Annotated in this window: 14 protein-coding genes and 2 pseudogenes; 5 read left to right on the top strand and 11 right to left on the bottom strand. The window is 58.2% G+C overall.

Annotated features, from left to right (window positions below; all coding sequences use genetic code 11):
• Positions 1 to 11 precede the first annotated feature (11 nt).
• From F1C16_RS03475 to F1C16_RS03460, 5 genes and pseudogenes are all read right to left on the bottom strand, one after another.
• Entirely contained in the window at positions 12 to 1,238 is a 1,227-nt protein-coding gene (locus F1C16_RS03475) for a glycosyltransferase family 4 protein (RefSeq protein WP_185282980.1), read from the bottom strand.
• Positions 1,235 to 2,476, bottom strand: a pseudogene (locus F1C16_RS22910) (lipopolysaccharide biosynthesis protein); the annotation flags it as partial. The pseudogene F1C16_RS22910 and the gene F1C16_RS03475, both read right to left, overlap by 4 nt.
• A gap of 28 nt (positions 2,477 to 2,504) precedes the next feature.
• Positions 2,505 to 2,816 (bottom strand): annotated as a pseudogene (locus F1C16_RS23285) (oligosaccharide flippase family protein); the annotation flags it as partial.
• A 92-nt stretch (positions 2,817 to 2,908) separates the two neighbouring features.
• A complete protein-coding gene (locus tag F1C16_RS03465) occupies positions 2,909 to 5,296 on the bottom strand; it encodes a polysaccharide biosynthesis tyrosine autokinase (protein WP_185282978.1) in 2,388 nt (795 codons plus the stop codon).
• A 55-nt stretch (positions 5,297 to 5,351) separates the two neighbouring features.
• The gene (locus F1C16_RS03460) at positions 5,352 to 6,134 is read right to left on the bottom strand and encodes a polysaccharide biosynthesis/export family protein (protein ID WP_185282977.1); all 783 of its coding nucleotides are present in this window, start codon (positions 6,132 to 6,134) and stop codon (positions 5,352 to 5,354) included.
• A 524-nt stretch (positions 6,135 to 6,658) separates the two neighbouring features.
• Here F1C16_RS03460 and F1C16_RS03455 point away from each other — a divergent pair.
• On the top strand, positions 6,659 to 7,936 hold the full coding sequence (locus F1C16_RS03455) for an NAD(P)/FAD-dependent oxidoreductase (protein ID WP_185282976.1): 1,278 nt from the start codon (positions 6,659 to 6,661) through the stop codon (positions 7,934 to 7,936).
• A gap of 4 nt (positions 7,937 to 7,940) precedes the next feature.
• On the opposite strand, the gene F1C16_RS03450 is transcribed toward F1C16_RS03455, so the two are convergent.
• From F1C16_RS03450 to F1C16_RS03440, 3 genes are all read right to left on the bottom strand, one after another.
• Positions 7,941 to 8,282, bottom strand: a complete 342-nt coding sequence (locus F1C16_RS03450) for a hypothetical protein (protein ID WP_185282975.1) — start codon at positions 8,280 to 8,282, stop codon at positions 7,941 to 7,943.
• A gap of 178 nt (positions 8,283 to 8,460) precedes the next feature.
• Positions 8,461 to 8,907, bottom strand: coding sequence for a hypothetical protein (locus F1C16_RS03445; protein WP_185282974.1), 447 nt, complete (start codon positions 8,905 to 8,907; stop codon positions 8,461 to 8,463).
• Positions 8,908 to 9,027: 120 nt separating this feature from the next.
• Entirely contained in the window at positions 9,028 to 9,735 is a 708-nt protein-coding gene (locus F1C16_RS03440; RefSeq protein WP_185282973.1) for a PD-(D/E)XK nuclease-like domain-containing protein, read from the bottom strand.
• A 204-nt stretch (positions 9,736 to 9,939) separates the two neighbouring features.
• On the opposite strand from F1C16_RS03440, the gene lysA reads away from it, so the two are divergent.
• Positions 9,940 to 11,088: a diaminopimelate decarboxylase gene (lysA, locus tag F1C16_RS03435; protein WP_185282972.1), complete on the top strand. Its 1,149-nt coding sequence runs from the start codon at positions 9,940 to 9,942 to the stop codon at positions 11,086 to 11,088.
• A gap of 153 nt (positions 11,089 to 11,241) precedes the next feature.
• Here lysA and F1C16_RS03430 read toward each other — a convergent pair whose 3' ends face one another.
• Positions 11,242 to 12,894 (bottom strand): glycosyltransferase family 39 protein, encoded by a 1,653-nt coding sequence (locus F1C16_RS03430; protein WP_185282971.1) that lies wholly within the window; start codon positions 12,892 to 12,894, stop codon positions 11,242 to 11,244.
• Positions 12,895 to 13,074: 180 nt separating this feature from the next.
• On the opposite strand from F1C16_RS03430, the gene F1C16_RS03425 reads away from it, so the two are divergent.
• From F1C16_RS03425 to F1C16_RS03415, 3 genes are all read left to right on the top strand, one after another.
• Positions 13,075 to 14,574, top strand: coding sequence for an SDR family oxidoreductase (locus F1C16_RS03425; RefSeq protein WP_185282970.1), 1,500 nt, complete (start codon positions 13,075 to 13,077; stop codon positions 14,572 to 14,574).
• A gap of 368 nt (positions 14,575 to 14,942) precedes the next feature.
• The gene (locus F1C16_RS03420) at positions 14,943 to 16,799 is read left to right on the top strand and encodes a prolipoprotein diacylglyceryl transferase family protein (RefSeq protein ID WP_185282969.1); all 1,857 of its coding nucleotides are present in this window, start codon (positions 14,943 to 14,945) and stop codon (positions 16,797 to 16,799) included.
• 186 nt (positions 16,800 to 16,985) lie between these two features.
• A complete protein-coding gene (locus tag F1C16_RS03415) occupies positions 16,986 to 18,104 on the top strand; it encodes a mechanosensitive ion channel family protein (RefSeq protein ID WP_185282968.1) in 1,119 nt (372 codons plus the stop codon).
• Between the two features lie 164 nt (positions 18,105 to 18,268).
• Here F1C16_RS03415 and F1C16_RS03410 read toward each other — a convergent pair whose 3' ends face one another.
• Both F1C16_RS03410 and F1C16_RS03405 read right to left on the bottom strand, forming a co-directional pair.
• Positions 18,269 to 18,538, bottom strand: coding sequence for a hypothetical protein (locus F1C16_RS03410; protein ID WP_185282967.1), 270 nt, complete (start codon positions 18,536 to 18,538; stop codon positions 18,269 to 18,271).
• 45 nt (positions 18,539 to 18,583) lie between these two features.
• Positions 18,584 to 19,222: a sce7726 family protein gene (locus tag F1C16_RS03405; RefSeq protein ID WP_185282966.1), complete on the bottom strand. Its 639-nt coding sequence runs from the start codon at positions 19,220 to 19,222 to the stop codon at positions 18,584 to 18,586.
• Positions 19,223 to 19,255 lie beyond the last annotated feature (33 nt).

The following is a 19,255-nucleotide window of genomic DNA, read 5'->3' as shown; positions in this document are numbered from 1 at the left end:
ATGCCGGCAAATCAGTGCGCCTCGACGGCGGGCAGGGGCTGCGCGGGAGTAGTGGCTTTTGCCGAACGGTTGGCGGTTGGGTCAGGCAATTGTCGAGCCTGCTCGAAGAAAGCCAGCGTATTAGCAAGCATCACATGGGCGTCGAAGTGCGTGCGCCCAAAGGCATGCTGCCGCTGCCGCAACTGCTCCAATTCGGCAGGATTCGTCAGTAGGTTTTGCAAGCGGCCTGCCAACTCGGCAGGCGGAGTAGCCACTGGCACCAGCGCTTCGGGGGTAGGCGCGAGTAGCTCGGGGATGCCCCCTACCGCTAGCGCCACGGCCGGGCACTCGGTAGCCATGGCTTCGAGCAACACCAGTGGGCAGTTTTCGCGGGTGGCGGCGTGCACGTAGAGGTCGGCAGTGCGCAGCAAGGCCATTATCTCGCGGTGGTAGCCCAACAACACCACGTGCTGCTCTAGGCCGGCCGCGGTAATCTGCTGACGCAGATGCTCTTCGTCCTCGCCTTTGCCTACCAGTACCAGCACAAAGTCAGCGTATTGTTGCCGGAGCGCGTTGGCTACCTGCACTAGGTAGCGTTGGTTTTTGCGTGGCTCTAGCTGCCCTACGTTTAGTATGATAGCGCGGCCGGGGAACATCGCCCGCAGGTCGGGCACGCCGGCTGGGAGGGCAGGCGCCGCGGGCGGGGTCATGGCCACACCGTTGTAGACCACGGTGGCCTGCGCATCGGCCGGTAGCCAGGGCAATGTGCGTTGCAGCACGTAATCAGACACCCCGATGAAAACCCGGGTTTTCTGCAACAGAAACGTGTACCAGCGGTGTAGGGCTCGTGCCGTGCGGCCTGAGAGGTGCAGTTGGTGCACCAACTCCTCAGCCGGATGGTCGTTGAAATGGCCGGTCACAATTACCGGCGCCTGGTCGCGCAGGGCGAGGCGGGCGGCCCACCCGCTGCTCACATCCTGGGCATTCACCACGTCGTAGCGGGCAGTGCGGTCGATGGCAAAATAGATTTCGGCCACGAAGCCTAGCTCTATTCCCATTCGGGCACCCGCCTGACCAAATAGGCCCAGCGCACGGCGGAAGGCTCCAATGGCGCGGCGCACCGCGGGGCGCAGGCTGGCCTGCGTTACCACCGTGACGGTGTGACCTTCACGCTGGAGTTGCTCGGCCAACCGCTCGTAGTGCACGCGCACCCCAGAAGGGGCTCCCGGAACCATCAACGAAGTCAGCAGAATATTCATGGCGTGAGGGAGCTGGTAAGCGGTTCGAAAGAAGGAAACAGTGGCTGCTGACGCTCTAAAAAGGTAGCATAGCGCGCTAGGCTGGCATGGATGGGAGTAGGCAGGCCCGCCACGTTACGCAGGCGGTTCAAACCTTGCTGCAAGTGTGGATGCAGCTCGCTGGAAGGCCAGCGCAGCACCACAATACCCAAGGCCAGGCCGCCCATGGCAATCTGTGCGATGAGTGTAACCAGCGCCGGGCTACCCACGGCGCGCAGCCCCAGCGACACAACCAAAATTCCTACCCCTACGGCAGCAGCGTTTAGCAGACCAGGCAAATACATGGCCAGCAGCTGCCGGTACCGGATACCAATATCATTGTGCGTGATGCGCATGTACAAGAACGTCCGCACAATTTCGCCTGTGCCGATGGCGGCGGCAATGCCCAGCAGGCCATAGTCGCGCAGTAGCCAGAACATGCTCGTAAGCAGTACCATGAACTCCAAGTTCAGAATTACTTTCTGCCGAAGGTTGGCCCGCGCATCGGCCACAATACCCGCGAACATAGTGGTCATACTCAAGGGAATAGCGAAGCACAACATCCGCAGAATCGGCACTGAGTCCATCCATTTCGGGCCGAGCAGTACCCGCACCATTTCGGGAGCGGCCACGGCTACCCCGGCACACATCGGCAGGATGAGGGTAGCCACTAGCGTGCTGCTTTTCAGATAAAGCGCCCGCACGCGCGGCACGTCTTCCTGAATTTTGCTGAATGCCGGAAAGGCTACCCGTGCCAGGCTGTTGGTAAGGAAATACATGGGCAGATACAGCAGCATGTAGGCGCGGTTGTAGATACCCAGCAGCGTACTGCCTAGCAGGCGACCAATCAGCAGCGTGTCGAGGTTGCCATTTACAAACTCCAGGAAGCTAATGACCGACACCTTGCTACCGTAGCCAAGCAACTTCGCATACGGCTCGCGGCTGAAAATGAGCTGGATAGAGTGGCGCACCAGCGCGTAGCTCATCAGGGTAGCAAACAGCTGCTGCGCTAGGCTGGCCGCAATCAGGCTCCAAACGCCCATTCCGGCCCAGGCCATCGTAATGCCTACCCCGCCGTAGCCCAAGATATAGGCTATCACATCCACTTTGGCAATAGAGTCGAAGCGCATTTCGCGCCGGAGCAAGCTGGCGGCAGTGGTGCCAATGCCTACCAGAACAAAGCCTAAGGCTTGCATCCGTACGATGGGCACTACGGCTTCGTTTTTTAGAAAAAAACACCGATAATGGTGCCAGCAACCAGGCCAGCGCCGCTACTCCAATGCTCAATCCAATGGAAGCCGTGAAGGCCGCCCGGATATCCGTCTTGCTGATTTCAGGGCGTTGCACCAGCGCGTGGCCCAGGCCCATTTCGGCAAAGTAGCTGCCGAAGCGCAGCACCACGCCCGACATGGCCACCAGACCAAACGCAGCCGGGTCCAACAGGCGCGCCATTACCGCCGTGTAGCCAATCTGCATCAGTGCGTTGGCCACAGTGGCAGCGGTGGTCCACTGCACACCCCGCACGGCTGCCGATGCTACATTGCTAGAGGTTACTGCCATTTAGTTGTGCGTTAGATAGTTGTCAGTCAGTGGTTGTCAGTTATAAGTTGTCAGGTTCAACGACAACTTATAACTGACAACCACTTAACTCACTAGCTGCCGTAGTTATAGGCTTTGGTTTTGTAGCGGTATTCGTAGGTGTTAGCGAAGTGCACATCGTTGATAACGGTGTACAACTGCTTTACCTTCTGGTCGCGATACAGCTCGTCGATTTGCCCTACCATCTCGCGGTCGGTGTAGTTCTGGCGTACCACGTATAGGTTGGCATCCAGATGCTGAAGCAGCACGAAGAACTCCGATACATAGCCCATCGGAGGAATATCTACCATTAGGTAGTCGTACTCTTCCTTAAGCAGTAGAATCAAATCTTCCAGACGCTTGGACTCCAGCAGCTCCGTGGGGTTATGCGGAATCGGGCCGCAGGCCAGCACGTCTAGGTTAGGAATATCCGTTACGATGCGAGCTTCTTCCAGCGTGCTCTGGCCACTCAGGTAGGTGCTCAGGCCCTGGGGGGCTCTGGCATCGATACCCAGGTAGGGAGCCACGGCTGGGCGGCGCATGTCGCATTCCAGCAAAATCACACGGCGGCCGCTACGGGCCAACTCGGCGGCCAAGTGCACAGAGCAGAAGGTTTTGCCCTCGCCCGGTACCGATGACGTAACGCCGATAACGCGCTTATCGAGGCCAGCCGAGAGGTATTGCAGGTTCACCCGAATCGAGCGAAAAGCTTCCACAATGGGGCTGCGTGGGTCCTGGGTCTGTACGCGGCGGTCTTTGCTAGTGCCGTGAGGAATCACGCCCAACAGCGGAATATCCGTGATGCGCGCTAGGTCTTCTTTGCCCTGCACGCGGCGGTTGGTCTTGTCGATCAGCAGCACCAGTCCGGTAGGAATAGCTAGGCCAGCCAACAGAGCCAGCAGGGCTACCAGCGGCGGCTTGGGCGCCGCTGGGCCAAGGCCGGTTTGCCGGGCCGGGTCTACTATTTTCTTGTCGGTAGTGTTGGTAGCTAGAGCAATAGCAGCTTCGTTGCGCTTTTGTACCAGAAAGCTATAGTTCTTCTCGGTAGATTCGCTCGTGGTTTGCAGCGAATTCAACTGACGCTCATTTTCGGGGGTGCTGCTCAGCTGGCTACGCACAGCGCTCAGTTGCTGGTCCAGGTCGCGCAGGGCAATTTCGGAGGTGCGCGTTAAACTACCCAGGGTCTGAATCAACTGCTCCTTAGTGGTGCTGATTTCCTCATCTAGCGCTACTACCTGCGGGTTGATGTCGCTGGCATTCACGGCTAGCACAGCGCGCTTATTGTTTAACTCTGTGAGTTGCTCAATCAAGTGCGTAACCGTAGGATCGGAAATGCCGGCGCTGCTGAGCGTAGCTACTTGCGACTTGCCGCGGTGCTGCCGCAGATAGGATAGCATACTCTCGTAGAATTTCTGATCGGTGGCCACACGAGCACGCATGGTACCCAGTTGTGCCTGCTGCTGAATATCTACGCCCGACTGCACCCCTACGTCTACTACATTCCGCGAAGCCCGGAAGGAGCTGAGGTTAGCTGTGGAGCGGGAGCGAGAATTTGACAGTTTACCAATCTCATTGTCCAGAAAAGCAATCGTCTTGCGGCCCGTCTCGTTCTTCTGATTCAGGTCGTCCTGCACGTAAGTGGTCATCAGCGTGTTCAGGAATCGCTGCTCTTTATCGGGCACACTACCCCGAATGCTCAAGAGCAGAATCCGCGACTCGTGCTCAGTGGGTTGCACTTTCAGGCGCTGTTGATAGTCAGCAGTCAGGCTGCTCATATCATTCATCCGGAAGAAATACTGCTCGCTGCCAGTGGCAGGGTAGCCCGGCTCGGGGTTGATAACAACCGATAGCAAAGGCGTGCGAAGCGTATCGCCGGCACCAATAGTCTGATCGAACTTTACGTCTTCTACCTCGCGCACCAGTTCTCCGGAAAACAACTGACGTAGCTCGCCTTTGTCGGCTTCGGCATGCACCCGGAAGCGACCATCAGCCAGCGATTCTACATAGATGGGTACTCCCGTCAGTTGTGGTTTGTCGGCCAGGGCCTGCACCTGAAACGGCACGCCTCCCATGGCGCGCTCACGCACCTTCAGCTTGCGCACCGAGTTCAGCCACGAATCGGGCACGGCGTAATAGCTTACCCCAAACGGCAGCTGCTCCAGCGTGCGGCGCACCATATCGGCCGAGGTAAGCAAGCCTACCTCGTCTTCAATCTTTACCGCGCGCTGCTTATTGTTATCAAGCAGTTGCAGCAGCTCTTGGGTTTGTTTCGAGCCGGTCGACTGGTCGCCGATCAGCATGGTAGACTGGTAGTCGTACACCGGCGATTTCACGGCCAGATACAGCCACGCACCCAAGCCTGCCAGTAGCAAGCAGCCCACAAACCACGCCCAACGCCGGCGGAGCTTGAAGAAAAGCTCGTGTAAATCTATTTCCTCCGAGAAGGCAGAACGGTTTTCCATACCAGATAGTCCTTATTAGGTTAGTAGCAATAAGTAGATAGTCCAGCGAACTTCTCTACTTGAGAATGAAGCCCAGCAACAGCACAACGGACGAGATGCCGGCGAAAACTAGGGCTAGGTTGCCGACATTGGCCCGGGTAGTACGTGCTTTCATCGGCTCCACATACAGCGCATCGTTGGGGAGCAGGTAGTAGTAGGGCGACTGTAGCAGTTTAGGGTCGGTGAGGTTGATGAGCACAACTTCCGGACCGTTTAAGGTTTGCCGCACCAGTTTCACGTTTTCGCGGTTACCAAATTCCGTTAGGTCGCCTGCCATGCCTAGGCCTTCCAGGATAGTAGCCTGCGGGTTGTAGATGAAATAGCGGCCTGGCGAGCGAACCTCGCCCAGCACCGTAATTTTGAAGCTCAGCAGCTTTACCAGCACGTTTACGTTGAGCACGTAATTGCTGATGTTCTTCTGAACCAGCGTTTGCGCCTGGCTGATATCCAGGCCCTGTACTTTCAGCTTGCCCACGGTGGGTAGGCTAATGTTGCCGTCTTCGCCGATGGGGTAGCCAGTCAGGTACAGCGTGCCAGGGTCACCGGAGTTCATGATTTGCGTGCCCGTGATATTGAACGGCTCTGTCAGCTTAGAATCGGCGCCTTGCACCCGAATACTAAGCACATCACCAGGTTGCAACCGGTAGTTGGGCCGGGGATTGCTTACAGCCACTGGGGCTTTCACAGAATAGCTACTGCTTTGCAAGTAGGGTAGCTTTTCCTGCACCACGCAGCTTTGCAGACTTACTGCCCAAACAATCAGAAATAAAAGCAGACTCGAGCGGAGTGGTAAACGCATAAACGCGGGGTAAGAAAATTGCGAAATGAGGGAGTGATTGATGACGTGCAAGAAGACTAGTAGGATTTTTCTAAATATAACAGCATCCTATCTTTATCGCTTATGTAGCAAAGTTAAGACACAAAAGGCTGCTATTTATTATTTATCGTATAAAATATATGTATATGTTAAGGTAATAAAGTAATAACACGCCTGCCCATGGTAACAAGGCCTCACACAGCACAAGTGCATAATTTTAGCTATTTCCAAGACCCATACGTGACATCCTAATTAGCGTTACATAAGATACGTTTTACTTTTAGCACCCAGATTTCGAGAGTACACGTATAGGGCACACCTTTTTTCATTTTTTGTCTCCGATAGATACTATTGATCCTCTACGCATGGCAACCTATAAATACTTGTATATCTGACAGAAAGCCAAATAGCAACCTTTTCGAAGCCTACCCCTTTCTCTTGGTAGGCACATCCACTTCATATTGCCATTACCAGTAGCAGATTAATTTTCTGCAGTTACTCAGTTTATGGATTCTACCGACGTTGTGATTGTAGGAGCAGGCGCAGCCGGACTACTAGCGGCCCGCACGCTGGCCCAGGCCGGGCGGCAAGTGCTGGTGCTGGAAGCCCGCGACCGAGTAGGCGGCCGGGTACATACTTGCACGCCGGCGGGCTTCAGTGCCCCCATAGAAATGGGCGCCGAGTTTTTGCACGGCGCGGTGCCTCTCACGCGTGCTTTGTTGGCCGAGGCCGGCCAGACGTGTTATGATTCTACCGGACGGGCTTACGCCGTGCGGCAAGGGCAACTGCGGGTAGACGACAACTTCTTCGAGCACCTGCCGCAACTGCTTGATAAGCTCCAAACACTCTCGCACGACCTGACGCTGGCCGACTTCCTGCACCAAGATTTTTCGGGGGAGGAGCACCGTGGTCTGCGCGAAATGGCCATGCAATTTGCTGAAGGCTACGACGCAGCCGACCCGACACGCGTGAGCGCATGGGCCTTGCGCGACGAGTGGGCCACGGGCGACGCCGACGACTCGCCGCGCCCTGTAGGCGGCTACGGCCCGCTGCTGGACTGGCTGGCCCAGCAAGCACAGGAAGCCGGCGCTACGCTGCACCTGTCGCGGCCGGTGCAAGAAATTCAGTGGCAGCCGGGGCAGGTACTGATTATTGATCAGCAGGGTCAGCGCTACCAGGCCCGCCAGTTATTGCTTACGGTGCCCTTAGGGGTGTGGCAGCAGCCAGCAGATCAGGCAGGTCACCTGCGCTTCACGCCCGAGTTACCCGAGTACCGAGCAGCTGCGGCCGCACTAGGCTTTGGCGTGGTTACCAAGTTTGCGCTGGAATTTCGGGAGCCTGTTTGGGAGGCCAAGATGCCCGAAATGGAGTTTCTCTTCTCCGATGCCTCCGTACCTACCTGGTGGAGTCAACAGCCCGACACACGCCCCCTACTAACGGGCTGGCTGGCTGGACCAGCCGCCGAGCGCCTGCGTCAGCATTCAGACGAGCAGTTGTTACAGCACGCGTTGGATTCGTTAGCGTATTTGCTGGATACTACGGCCGCTGCGCTCCGCCAGCAGCTCCAAGCGTGGCACGTAGCCAACTGGGGAGCCGACCCGCTAGCACGGGGGGCCTACTCCTACCCTACTGTACAGGCAGCCTCGGCCCGCGCCCTGCTGACCACGCCCATCGCCAGCACCTTGTTTTTTGCCGGCGAAGGGTTGTACGAAGGCCCAGCAGCCGGAACGGTTGAAGCCGCGCTAGTGAGCGGCCAAGAGGTGGCGCGGGCTATGCTGGCGTAGTAGCCTACCCCAGGCTTTGCAGCCAAGCATCGGCCTCCGACATGAGCGAGAAACGCTTGTAGGTTAGCTGAGCTGGTGAAATAGAAATCACGGATTGCGTTGATAACCGATGAATTGGATCATCGCCCTCCACAATGGCGCAGTAAGCAAAATTCGCTTCTGCAATGGCCCGCGGCACCCAATTGGTAGCAATCCACTGCTGAGCTTCAGCCGAAAGGGGCCGCCGGCCGCCGTGCTCCGATAGAATTTTGGTGGCCCCAGTGCGCAGCAATAGTAGCAGCACCTGCTCGTAGAATGCCTCCAAGGCCATTTGGGTGATGCGCTCGGCGCTCCAAGCCAAATGCATATACCCTATTGTATTGTAGAGCAAACGTCCCGCCTCGTTTTGATAAAACTGGGTTCCACGCGCCTGTATCAGTGTGTTCATACCTTGCAACTGCCTCCTGCGAATACCAGGAACTGGGCCTTATGTGCAAGGAGCCTGCCACCTTCATTATCGGCACTCAAATTTACACTGCCTGCAATTATGGCAGCACCGGATGGAATTGTAGGTTTTTTTGTATCCAGTGCTTGGCCTCGACAATAGTAGGCTGCGTTACGGGCTGTATCTCGTACTCTTGGCTTGCTAGTGTTTTAGCGCTGTAACTGGACGCAGCAATCTGCCCAAATACGTTTTCCGACTGCACAATACAGATATGGCGGACACCTGCGGCATAGGCACGCGGATTCCAGTCGGTATTCAGCCAGTGTTGGTCGTCGGAGGTTAGGGCACTCATCTGGCGGGTGTCGGCCAGCCAGCCCAAGGGAGAAGTTCGCTTAGACTCTTCTTCATAGCAGACCAACGCTTCGTTCATCATAGACTGAAACTGCTGTCGATTAGCGAAAGAATGCCACTGGGTGGTGATGCAAGGCACCTCCGGATCGAACAGCACGGAACCATAAGAATAAGCAGCCAGTGTAATATCAGCCATGAGAGGAGCAAGTAATAGGCCGGTCTTGGCAGCCGGGTGGGGTAGGGCAATAAATAGAAGCGCAGGAGCGCTACCTACGCTCGTATTTGCATAAGGTTACAGTAGGAGATACTGTAGCGCTTACTGCGCGCCCAAATTGTCGGCAATCGTGCGTACAGCTTCGCTTAGATACGTGGGCACCTCGGCAGTAGGTTGCAGCAGGCGCAACAAGTAGAGGTACTTACGGCGGCCATCGGCCAGCATATCGGGCGTCACCTCCACCGTGAACACACCGAATGGCTCAAATTTCTGCACCCCTACCAGCAAGAAACGGTCGGCGTGCAGGGCATCTAGGTAGAAGGCGGCCTGGCGGTCGTAGTCGAAACCGGTACACTGGGCGCGAAAATGCTCGTAGTCGCGGGCACCGGTGGTTTTAAAGTCGATAATGGTATACGGCTGATTGGGCTGGTCTACCACCAGATCGGCGCGGAGCTTACATAGAGTGTTGGTAGTGGGCTCCGTGAACAGACAGCTGGGCTCGGGCACCCCTACCTCCAGCAGCTGGCGCAACTCGGGTTGCAGCTTCACGCCTTCCACCAGCCACCACACCAGCGTGTCGTTGAGGCCAGGCTGGCCGGGTTGGTACTGCTCAGGCTCCAACAGGGCCGTATGGAAAGCAGTGCCAAAGCTGAGGGCACTCTGGTTGCCGGGCGTGCGGGGTAGGCGGCCATTCAGGGCGTCGCGCAAGCGCGATAAATCGGAATTGGCCACGGCCGGCAGGGCGCGGTAGTCGTCGTAGGGTAGGCGGAGCAGGTCGGGGCGGCGCGCTGGGTCAGTTGGATAAGTCACGGGCAAAGAACACGAATCGGCGGTAAATAACTCCGCTGTGCTTGGTAAAACCCTGTGTATACGCAACAGTTTTATCCTAGCGTTTCCATGCCGTTCTTTGTGGGACAGTTGTTAGTTGTCGGTAGGTAGATGTTAGCTGCGAATGCTTTGAGTGAAACTACCCCGTGACAATTGACAACTACCCACTGACAACTTTCTGACCTGATGTCATTTCACCTGCCGGCGGATTTGCTTGACCGCCCTACCCCTTATTACCTCTACGACCTAAGCCTGTTGGAGCGGACGCTCCACACGCTGCAACAAGCTGCCCAGGCGCACAACGTGCAGGTGCATTATGCCCTCAAAGCCAACGCCAACCTGCCCGTGTTGGAACGCGTGCGGCAGGCCGGTTTCGGAGCCGACTGCGTGAGCGGCAACGAGGTACAGCGCGCCCTGGATGCCGGCTTTGCCCCCGACCATATTGTGTTTGCTGGGGTAGGAAAATCGGATGCCGAAATCAACCTGGCGCTAGCGGCCGATATCTGGTGCTTCAACGCCGAGTCGGGACAAGAGCTGGAGGTGTTGAACGAGTTGGCTGGCGCACAAGGCCGACGTGCCCGCGTGGCGCTGCGCGTGAACCCCAATGTGGATGCACATACTCACCACTACATCACCACTGGCTTGGATGCCAACAAGTTCGGTATCAATCTAGCCGATTTGCCGGCCACTGTGGAGTTGCTGGAATCCTTACCCCACCTGGAGTTGGTAGGCCTGCACGCCCACATTGGCTCGCAGATTACCAACCTGAGTGTGTTCGAGAAGCTCAGTCACAAGATCAACGAGTTGCAAACCTGGCTGGAAGAAAAAGGCTACCACCTCCCCCACCTCAATGTGGGCGGCGGCCTGGGCATCAACTACGACGACCCCGACACCGACCCCATCCCTGATTTTGAAGCCTATTTTGCGGCCTTCGATCAGCACCTGCACCGCCGCACCGGCCAGCAGGTGCACGTGGAGCTGGGCCGCTCGGTGGTGGCGCAGTGCGGCACGCTCGTGAGTCGGGTGCTCTATGTGAAGCAAAGTCAGCAGACCAATTTCGCCATCCTCGACGCGGGCATGACGGAGCTGATTCGCCCGGCCCTCTACGGCAGCCACCACCACATCCAGAACGTGACCAGCACCGCCGAAACCGAGAAGACCTACGATGTAGTAGGCCCCATCTGCGAGTCGTCGGATACGTTCGGCAAAGGCATCCTCCTACCCGAAACCAAGCGTGGCGACCTGATAGCCCTGCGCTCAGCCGGTGCCTACGGCGAGGTCATGTCCTCCGAATACAACCTCCGCGAGAAAACGACTCCGGTGTATGTGGGGTAACTTTGTTGAGTAAGTGAGAGAAAAGACGGCTGTCATCCTGAGCGCAGCGAAGGACCTTATCACGCTTGAACGACTATCGTAACAACGACTCATTCAAGCGTGATAAGGTCCTTCGCTGCGCTCAGGATGACACACGTTTTCCTATTCACCACTTCACCAATACAACGTCCATTTGCCTACCTTCTCCTGATGCTGGGTGTAGCGGAGCAGGGGTTTACGTCCTTCTGGCAGGTCACCTTTTACGAGAAGGGCGGGGTGCTGGCGGAGGAGGCTGTCGAGGGCGGGCTCCTGCTGGGCATCGCGCAGGTTGAGAAGGTTTTGCTGCCAGGCCTTCGTTGGCTCGAACTGCGTTTCGCGGGCCAGAGCATCGTTGCCGTCGTAGAGGGACACGGGTAGGCGGCCCGTGGCAAACGCCAGGGACGGTAGTAACTCATTGTAGACCAGCACAGGACGCTGCGTTAGGTGGTGCTGGTGCAGCAGCTCGGCCAGCGGACGACTACCGTTGAACAGCAGCTCGTTTTGCCGCAGAATGGGCTTGGCAGCCAGTAGCAGCACCACCGTGAATAAGGCCGGCAACATCAGCAGCCGTGGCGCCATACGTACTTCATCCCACAAGACTAGGGTAGCCACAATCAGGACTACGCCCGCAGCCGGCCAGATGGCCGTAAAGGGTGTAATTTCCAACGGAAACTTGCTGTCGATTGCCAGTATCGGCAGTATGCACAGCGCGGCCAGAATGAGGCCGTACAGAATACCGAAGCCGCCGTACCAGCGTTCCAGGGCGCCATCGGTGCAGCGGCCCAGGTAGTAGGCCGTGAGCAGCGCTACCCCCGGAAACACCGGCAACACGTACAGCAGCAACTTGGAGCTGGACAGCGAGAAAAACACCAGCGGTACCACCACCCAGAAAATGAGCACGTTGCGCCATTGCTGCGGCACCGTGGCCCAGCGCGTGCGCACCACCTGCGTCACCAAGGCCACTGACCACGGCAAACTGGTAGCAGGGGCCAGCACCAAATAGAACCACCACGGCTTGCTGCGATGAAACGTGGCCGCATTGGCGAAGCGCTCCACGGTGTGTTCGTAGAGAAAATAGCGTATGAACACCGGATTTTCCATCACCAGGTAGATATACCAGCTCAGCCCTACCAGCACAAACAGCCCGATACCCGCCGCGTGGTGCCAGGTGAAGGGCCGCCGCGCTTGTTCTCGCTTGAAGTAAAACCCAATCACCGCCATCAGCGGCAGCACAAAACCCACGGGGCCTTTGGTGAGGAAGGCCAGCCCCAGCCCTACCCAAAACAGGTACAATGCCCAGCGGCGTCCATCGTGGTAGTAGCGCAAAATACCGTACGCAGCGGCCAGCTCCAGTGTAGCCAGGTAGGCATCGGTGGTGACGTTGAGGGCCGAGATGAGCACCACGGGTAAGGTGCCGTAGATGACGGCCGCGCCCAGAGCCCGCGCCCGGTCGCCAGCGAAAAGCAGTAGCCCCACGGCATACACCAGATACACTTGCAGCAGCACGGCCAACACTGGCAGCAACCGGGCACCCAGGGCCGAGTGGTTGGCCAGCGCCAGCCCTGCCGCCGTGAGCCAGTACGTGAGGGGCGGCTTATGAAAGTGCTGAATGCCCAGCAGGCGCGGGTGCAGCCAGTCTTGCCCCGTGAGCATCTCCCGCCCGATTTCGGCGTAGCGGGCCTCGCTGCTTTCCAGCGGCCCCCAGCTGTTCAGCCCTACCAAAAAGGCCAGTCCCAGGGCCAGAATAAACAGCCAAAGCCAGAGGCGGGAAGTAATAGAACTCGGCATAAGCAACAGAATCAGACTGCAATGTTACCCAAAAAGCCGCGGGTATGAGTCGCAAAACATGCCGGAGCTAGTGGCGCGGGGTGGCCCTACCCCGCGCCTTGGCTACAGTAGCCCTTATTTTATAGCAAACTAACTATCTGACAATTCGTTACTTCAGTATCACTCTTGCCATTCCTACCCATGAAAATTCTGCTCACTGGCGCTACCGGCTACATTGGCCAGCGGCTGCTGCCCTTGCTGGTTGATGCGGGCCATCAGGTGGTGTGCCTGGTACGCGACCCGCGCCGTTTTGAACTGTCCGAGTCGCTAAAAAACCGGGTGGAGGTAGCCACCGGTGACCTGCTTCAGCCCGACTCGCTGGCCGATTTGCCCCTCGATATCGACGCGGCCTACTACCTGGTCCATTCCATGAGTGGACACGACACCAACTTTTTCCGGGCCGAGCAGGAGTCGGCGCGGCACTTTGTGGCCTACCTCAACCGCACACCGGCGAAGCAGGTTATCTACCTGTCCGGCATTGCCAACGACCGCGCCCTGAGCACCCACCTTCGCTCGCGCCGGGCGGTGGAGAAGGTGCTAAAGAGCGCCCAAACGGCCCAGCTCACCGTGCTGCGGGCCAGCATTATTATTGGGTCGGGGTCAGCTTCGTTCGAGATTATCCGGGATTTGGTGGAGAAGCTGCCCGTAATGGTCACGCCGCGCTGGTTGCAGTCGCGCTGCCAGCCGCTGGGCGTGCGCGATGTGATGTTCTACCTCACGGCAGTGCTGGATAACCCGGCGTGCCTGGGCAAGTCGTTCGATCTGGGCGGACCCGACGTGCTGACGTACCGCGAGATGCTGCTGGATCTGGCCCGCGTGCGGGGCTACCGCCGTCTGGTACTCACGGTGCCCGTGCTCACGCCACGGCTGTCGTCGTGGTGGCTGTATTTGGTTACCAGCACTACCTTTTCACTGGCCCAAAGCCTGGTAGAAAGCCTGCGCAACGACACAGTGGCCGACCCCAAACGCAGCATTGCCAAGGCTGTGCCCCACACCTGCATGAGCTACGAGGAATCGTTGCAGCTGGCTTTCCAGCGCATCGAGCAAAACGAAGTGGTGAGCAGCTGGAGCGATGCCCTGAGCAGCGGCGTGATGGAACGCCACTTTATGGACCACATGCAGCTACCCCAATACGGCGTGCTGCGCGACTGCCAGGAACTCCGTTTCTGGCGCGACCCTGAGGAAGTGCGCCAGAACGTGTGGCGCATTGGCGGCGACCGAGGCTGGTACAAGGTAGACTGGCTGTGGCGCCTGCGCGGCCTGCTGGATAAGCTGGTAGGCGGCGTGGGTCTGCGCCGCGGCCGCCGCTCCCCCACCGACCTGCGCGCCGGCGACCCGCTGGATTTCTGGCGGGTGCTGGTAGCTGACCGCCGGGCGCGGCGCCTGCTCCTCTACGCCGAAATGAAGCTTCCAGGCGAAGCGTGGCTCCAGTTCCGCATCCTACCCAACGACGACGGCACGCACACGCTGGAGCAGCTGGCAGTCTTTCGACCGCGGGGGCTGGCTGGGCGGCTGTATTGGTATGCGCTGGTACCGTTTCACTTCATCATTTTTAAAGGCATGATTGAAAACATTGTGCAGTACGGCGATACTACACCGGCCGCGCAGCCCGTTCCGCGCCTGCTACCTCAGCCAGGTTAAGGCACGTCACAAAGAATTGGAACGCAGGATATCCTTTTCTTTTCGTGTAATACATTGATAATTAAATTATAACGCAGCCTGATCAGCTTTTTTAAAAGTCTGATCAGGCTGTTTCTTTGTCTGCGTATGTGCTACCCGGCGGGTAGCTTTACTCTTGTTACCTTCCTATCCACTATCGGGTTAGCTTGTGTTGCGGCTGGTACCCCTATCGTACCCCGCTCATCCTTACGCACGATGCAGAAGCGCCCCGGCGAGTAACCGTCCGGGGCGCCTTTATTTCTGCATTTGTCCGCGCCGCCTTCGTCGGCGCACTTGCCTGGCCATCTCTTTTTATCCTATCGATGTATCCCTACCCCCTACCGGCCCCTGTGCTCCCCTCCCCACACGGGCACGTCTACTACACGGAGTTTTATATGCTGGCCTTTGCTCTAGGGCAGCCGCTGCTGCTGTGGGCCGGCTACCGGCGCGGCTATGCGTGGCGGCCGTGGCTGGTGTTACTGGCGGCATCTACGCTGGCCTTCATTCTGGGCACTAAGCTCATTGCTCTACCTTTAGCCGACTGGCCCGCCATTTTGGCGGGCCAACCCTGGCCCACCGACCCCGCTCGCTCGGTGCTGGGCGGCGCCATAGCAGGCACGCTAGCCCTACTGGCCCTACGCCGCTGGCTGGGTTTCTCCTGGCACGTGTTCGATGTGTTTGCCCTGCCCATGTGCCTCACACTGGCGGTGCAGGGAGTAGGGTGCCTGCTCACGGGCTGCTGTTTCGGCGAACTGGCCGAAGCCGGCCCCGCTATCCGATACGCTCCCGACACCCTGCCCTACCTCTGGCAGCTTCAGCGGGGCCAGCTCGCGGCCACTGCTGCGGCGTCGTTGCCGGTGGTACCTATTCAGCTCTATTCCTTGCTGCTGTATGTGGGGGTAGGCGTGGTGGTGCTGGCTACGCGGCGGCGCGTATGGCCTGGTGGTAGCCGCTACCTGCTCTATCTGGGCATGGTGCTGGCTGGGCGCTTTGTGCTCGAATGCTGGCGCGACCCAGCCGGCGAGCAGGTAGGCGGCGCTACTTTGGTGCTAGCAGGCGTGGCCCTCAAACAAGTGCAGTGGGTGCTGCTACCTATAGCCCTGACGGCTCTGGGCTGGTGGGCTATCCGTATTCGCCAACTTGATCAAGTGACAGTTGCTACCCCACCATTGGTGCAGCCTGCACGAAACCTAGTAACGGTGGCGGGCCTGCTCCTACTCACCGCACTATTGGGCCCCGGCGCCCTCACCCTACCCGAGGTAGTATCCGTGAAAGCAACCCTACTACTGGTAGTGGGCATGGAAGCAGCTTGTCTGTTGCGCGGGTATCAGCCCCGAGTAGCCTACCTGCCGCTGGCGTTGGCACTGTTGATTGGCGTGCTGACCAGCCAGAAAGCTGCGCCCGACAGCACGCGCAACCGCTATTTCACCTTCAGCCCCGCTTTCATGCAGGGCAAATATGACCAGGATTTGCAGGAAGCTGCTAGTTCAGGAGGCTGTTCTGGCGGCGGCGGCCCCGCCATTCGGCGCGCCTATTACCACCGCTACCAGGTGGCCGGTGGCGGTATTTCCTACACCGATGCCGATGACCCGGATGGCAACCGCCGCTTGTTTGGAGCAGAAGTGCTGATGGGTACTGAGCGCATCGGCTACCGCGAGCTGGACCTCAACGGCTCCTTCCTCACCTCCGACGAAACCGGCCACGCCAATAAGTCGCTGTTCGACCTGCACCTATTTGCGGAGCGCGACCGAGTACTAGGCAACGCTGGCACTTTGGGCATAGGCTACCGCCTGGGATTTCACGCAGGCAACCTGGGCTACCGGGCCGACGATGCCCGCGATATCACGTTCACCGAGCGGCACATGATTTTGTCACCCGACCTCATGCTCTGGATTGGACGGCGCGACCGATTCTTTGTGCAAGCCGATATGGGCCGTAGTGTAAATGGTTTGGGTACCATCGGCAGCACCTTCAGCCTGGGTTCGGGCTTTGGCCAAACCCACGGCAGCTTTGCGCAGGGCGGTGTGGCATTCGACGAGGCCAGGTTGGGCATTACCCAGAAAGCTACAGCCTTTGTGAGTGGCAACGTGCGTCTGGGCAATAGTGGCTTGTGGGTAGAGCCCTACGCGGCCACTAGTTTTAGCCGGACGCACCGGCTTAGCCTGCGCCTGCACTACCGGCTGCCCGTGCAGGGCAGCAACCGCTGATACAATAACAAACTTACTATTTGCCAACCCCTACCCGTTACCTTGCGTACGTTGGGGCTATACTCATCGGGTTTATCGCTACCCTGAGTGCTTCCGAGGTACTATTCCTCTCCCTCCCCCGCTCTGCTTTCTGCCTGCCATTGCCGAAGCCCCACCCGCGGCCCCGCGTTCTAAAACGGCTTTTTGATGCAACACTTTCAAACACTTCTGGATACCTTACCTGCCTGGCTCGGCAACGTGCTATTGGGCGTTGCTGCCATTGCGGGCGGACTCTTATTGCGCGGGTTGCTTACCAAGGCTCTGCGCTACTACCGCAGCTTTTCAGATGGCTTCATCGTCAATTCGCTGATTCGTCGTCTGCGGCAACCGCTCAATTTCTTCATTCCGGTTCTGATTCTGGTCCTGATTCTGCCGCTGATGACGCTAGAGCCGCCCGCGCACCGCACGGCCACGCGGGTCCTGGGAATTCTGGCCACGGCGGGCTTTGCCTGGGTACTCATTCGGCTGGTGTATGTGGGCGAAGAATTTGTGTACCACAGCTACGACCTGACCAAGGACAACAACATCAAGGAGCGTAAGATCCGGACGCAGCTCCAGTTCATTCGACGGCTGGCTGTTATCGGCATTGGACTGCTGGCGGTGGCGGCCATTCTACTCAGCTTCGATAGTGTGCGACGCATCGGCGCGGGCCTGCTGACGGGGGTAGGAGTTGGCGGTATTATCGTCGGTTTTGCGGCCCAACGGTCGTTGGCCAACTTACTGGCCGGCTTCCAGATTGCCTTCACCCAACCCATTCGCATTGATGATGTGCTGGTGGTAGAGGGCGAGTGGGGTCGGGTAGAGGAAATTACGCTCACCTACGTGGTACTGCAAATCTGGGATCAGCGCCGCCTGATTTTGCCCATCAACTACTTCATTGAGAAACCTTTCCAGAACTGGACGCGCATCTCGGCCGAGATTCTGGGTACGGTGTTTATCTACACCGATTACACCCTACCCGTGTCCGCCCTGCGCGAGGAACTTACGCGCCTGCTGAAAGCCAGCCCGCTCTGGGACCAGCGCGTGAATACACTGCAAGTCACGGATTCCAAGGAAAGCACCCTGGAAATCAGAGCCCTGATGAGCGCCCGCAACTCGTCCGACGCATTCGATCTACGGTGTTTTGTACGCGAGCATCTGGTGCAGTTCATCCGCGAAAACTACCCCGAGGCCCTACCCCGCACTCGCGCCGAGCTGTCGTACGCTGACCAGAGCCTGCTGGGCAGCCGCCCCGATTTCCTCCCCGCCGTAGCCGACCATCGGTAGCGCAGTTAGTTGAGCGTCACGCGCCTTCTAGCATCTATTTACATTGTCATCCTGAGCGGAGCGAAGGACCTTCTCATGTGAGAACGAGTCGTTAGTGCGCTTGTCATTCTCACGTGAGAAGGTCCTTCGCTCCGCTCAGGATGACAGCATTAGCAGTCCCTCCCCTACCCACTTACTTGTATCAACACAAGCATAGCCACCACCACGGCCACGTAAATACCCAGCGCCAGCCATTCGGCCCGATTCTTAAAATCGTAGGGAAACAGGGTGCGGGCACGCTGCTGCACCCAGTAGGAAGCCAGGAAGCCAAAGGCCGTCAGCCCCAATCCCAGCCCCTGCGGAATCACCTGCCGGAACATTAGCAGCAAGGCTACCAAGGGTAGCAACCCGATTAAGTAGCCCAGCAAACGCGCGGCAAAAAGAGTATTGGGCATAGCAGAAAACGGGTTGTTTTTAAATGTAGAGAGGCGAACATCCGGCTATGGCAAACCGCGGGGCCGTTTGCGCCGCTTGATGCGTTTAATGGTTTTTCGCCAGGGCTCCCTAGGTGGCTGCGACTCGCGCAGGGCTTTGCGCTCGGCCCGCTTTTGCGTGCGCACGGGTAGGCGAGCCGTGAGCCGCTCACGCGTGTAGCGCGCCCAGTGCGACACCGGAATATTGTGCGCGTGGCGCATGATGTGCATCACCTCGCGCCGCTGCATAGTGCTCACGCCGCGCAGCCCGCGCGCGAGCATAAATTGCCGCAGCTCGTCCACCATCAACAGGCCACCCAGGGCTGTGCGCTCCACAGCCGAGTTGTAGCCCGCTTTGCGGTGCGTAACGATGCCTTCTTCCGTGGCCACCATCACGCCTACCCATTCTGGCAGCAGGGGCATCAACTTGGGTAGGTGCTTTTCGGTCACCACAAACGTGACGAAATCGTACACCAGCATGTAGTGCCCTAACTGGTGAACAACCCGCTGCATGGTGTCGCCGGCGCCTTTAATTTCGTAGCAGTGCATAAACTGCTCGGTGATGTGCACAAGGTCGGCACGGGTGCCCCCGGTGGGCAATTCTTCAATATACACGCCTTCGGTGAGCAGCGGATACAGCAGAGCACGGATGGCAGGATCGTTCATAGGTAAAGTAAAATGATGATAGTCGTAATGTAG

The organism is Hymenobacter sp. NBH84, assembly GCF_014217645.1.
GTDB classification, from domain to species: Bacteria; Bacteroidota; Bacteroidia; order Cytophagales; family Hymenobacteraceae; genus Hymenobacter; species Hymenobacter profundi.
The sequence above is the reverse complement of the archived record's forward strand: the minus strand, read 5'-3'. Positions and strand labels throughout refer to the sequence as shown.

What these genes read in the sequence shown, in the direction of transcription:
- F1C16_RS03475 (WP_185282980.1), bottom strand. Translation starts at nt 1,238, where the DNA reads ATGAATATTCTGCTGACTTCGTTGATGGTTCCGGGAGCCCCTTCTGGG.
- F1C16_RS03465 (WP_185282978.1), bottom strand. Translation starts at nt 5,296, where the DNA reads ATGGAAAACCGTTCTGCCTTCTCGGAGGAAATAGATTTACACGAGCTT.
- F1C16_RS03460 (WP_185282977.1), bottom strand. Translation starts at nt 6,134, where the DNA reads ATGCGTTTACCACTCCGCTCGAGTCTGCTTTTATTTCTGATTGTTTGG.
- F1C16_RS03455 (WP_185282976.1), top strand. Translation starts at nt 6,659, where the DNA reads ATGGATTCTACCGACGTTGTGATTGTAGGAGCAGGCGCAGCCGGACTA.
- F1C16_RS03450 (WP_185282975.1), bottom strand. Translation starts at nt 8,282, where the DNA reads ATGCATTTGGCTTGGAGCGCCGAGCGCATCACCCAAATGGCCTTGGAG.
- F1C16_RS03445 (WP_185282974.1), bottom strand. Translation starts at nt 8,907, where the DNA reads ATGGCTGATATTACACTGGCTGCTTATTCTTATGGTTCCGTGCTGTTC.
- lysA (WP_185282972.1), top strand. Translation starts at nt 9,940, where the DNA reads ATGTCATTTCACCTGCCGGCGGATTTGCTTGACCGCCCTACCCCTTAT.
- F1C16_RS03430 (WP_185282971.1), bottom strand. Translation starts at nt 12,894, where the DNA reads ATGCCGAGTTCTATTACTTCCCGCCTCTGGCTTTGGCTGTTTATTCTG.
- F1C16_RS03425 (WP_185282970.1), top strand. Translation starts at nt 13,075, where the DNA reads ATGAAAATTCTGCTCACTGGCGCTACCGGCTACATTGGCCAGCGGCTG.
- F1C16_RS03415 (WP_185282968.1), top strand. Translation starts at nt 16,986, where the DNA reads ATGCAACACTTTCAAACACTTCTGGATACCTTACCTGCCTGGCTCGGC.
- F1C16_RS03410 (WP_185282967.1), bottom strand. Translation starts at nt 18,538, where the DNA reads ATGCCCAATACTCTTTTTGCCGCGCGTTTGCTGGGCTACTTAATCGGG.
- F1C16_RS03405 (WP_185282966.1), bottom strand. Translation starts at nt 19,222, where the DNA reads ATGAACGATCCTGCCATCCGTGCTCTGCTGTATCCGCTGCTCACCGAA.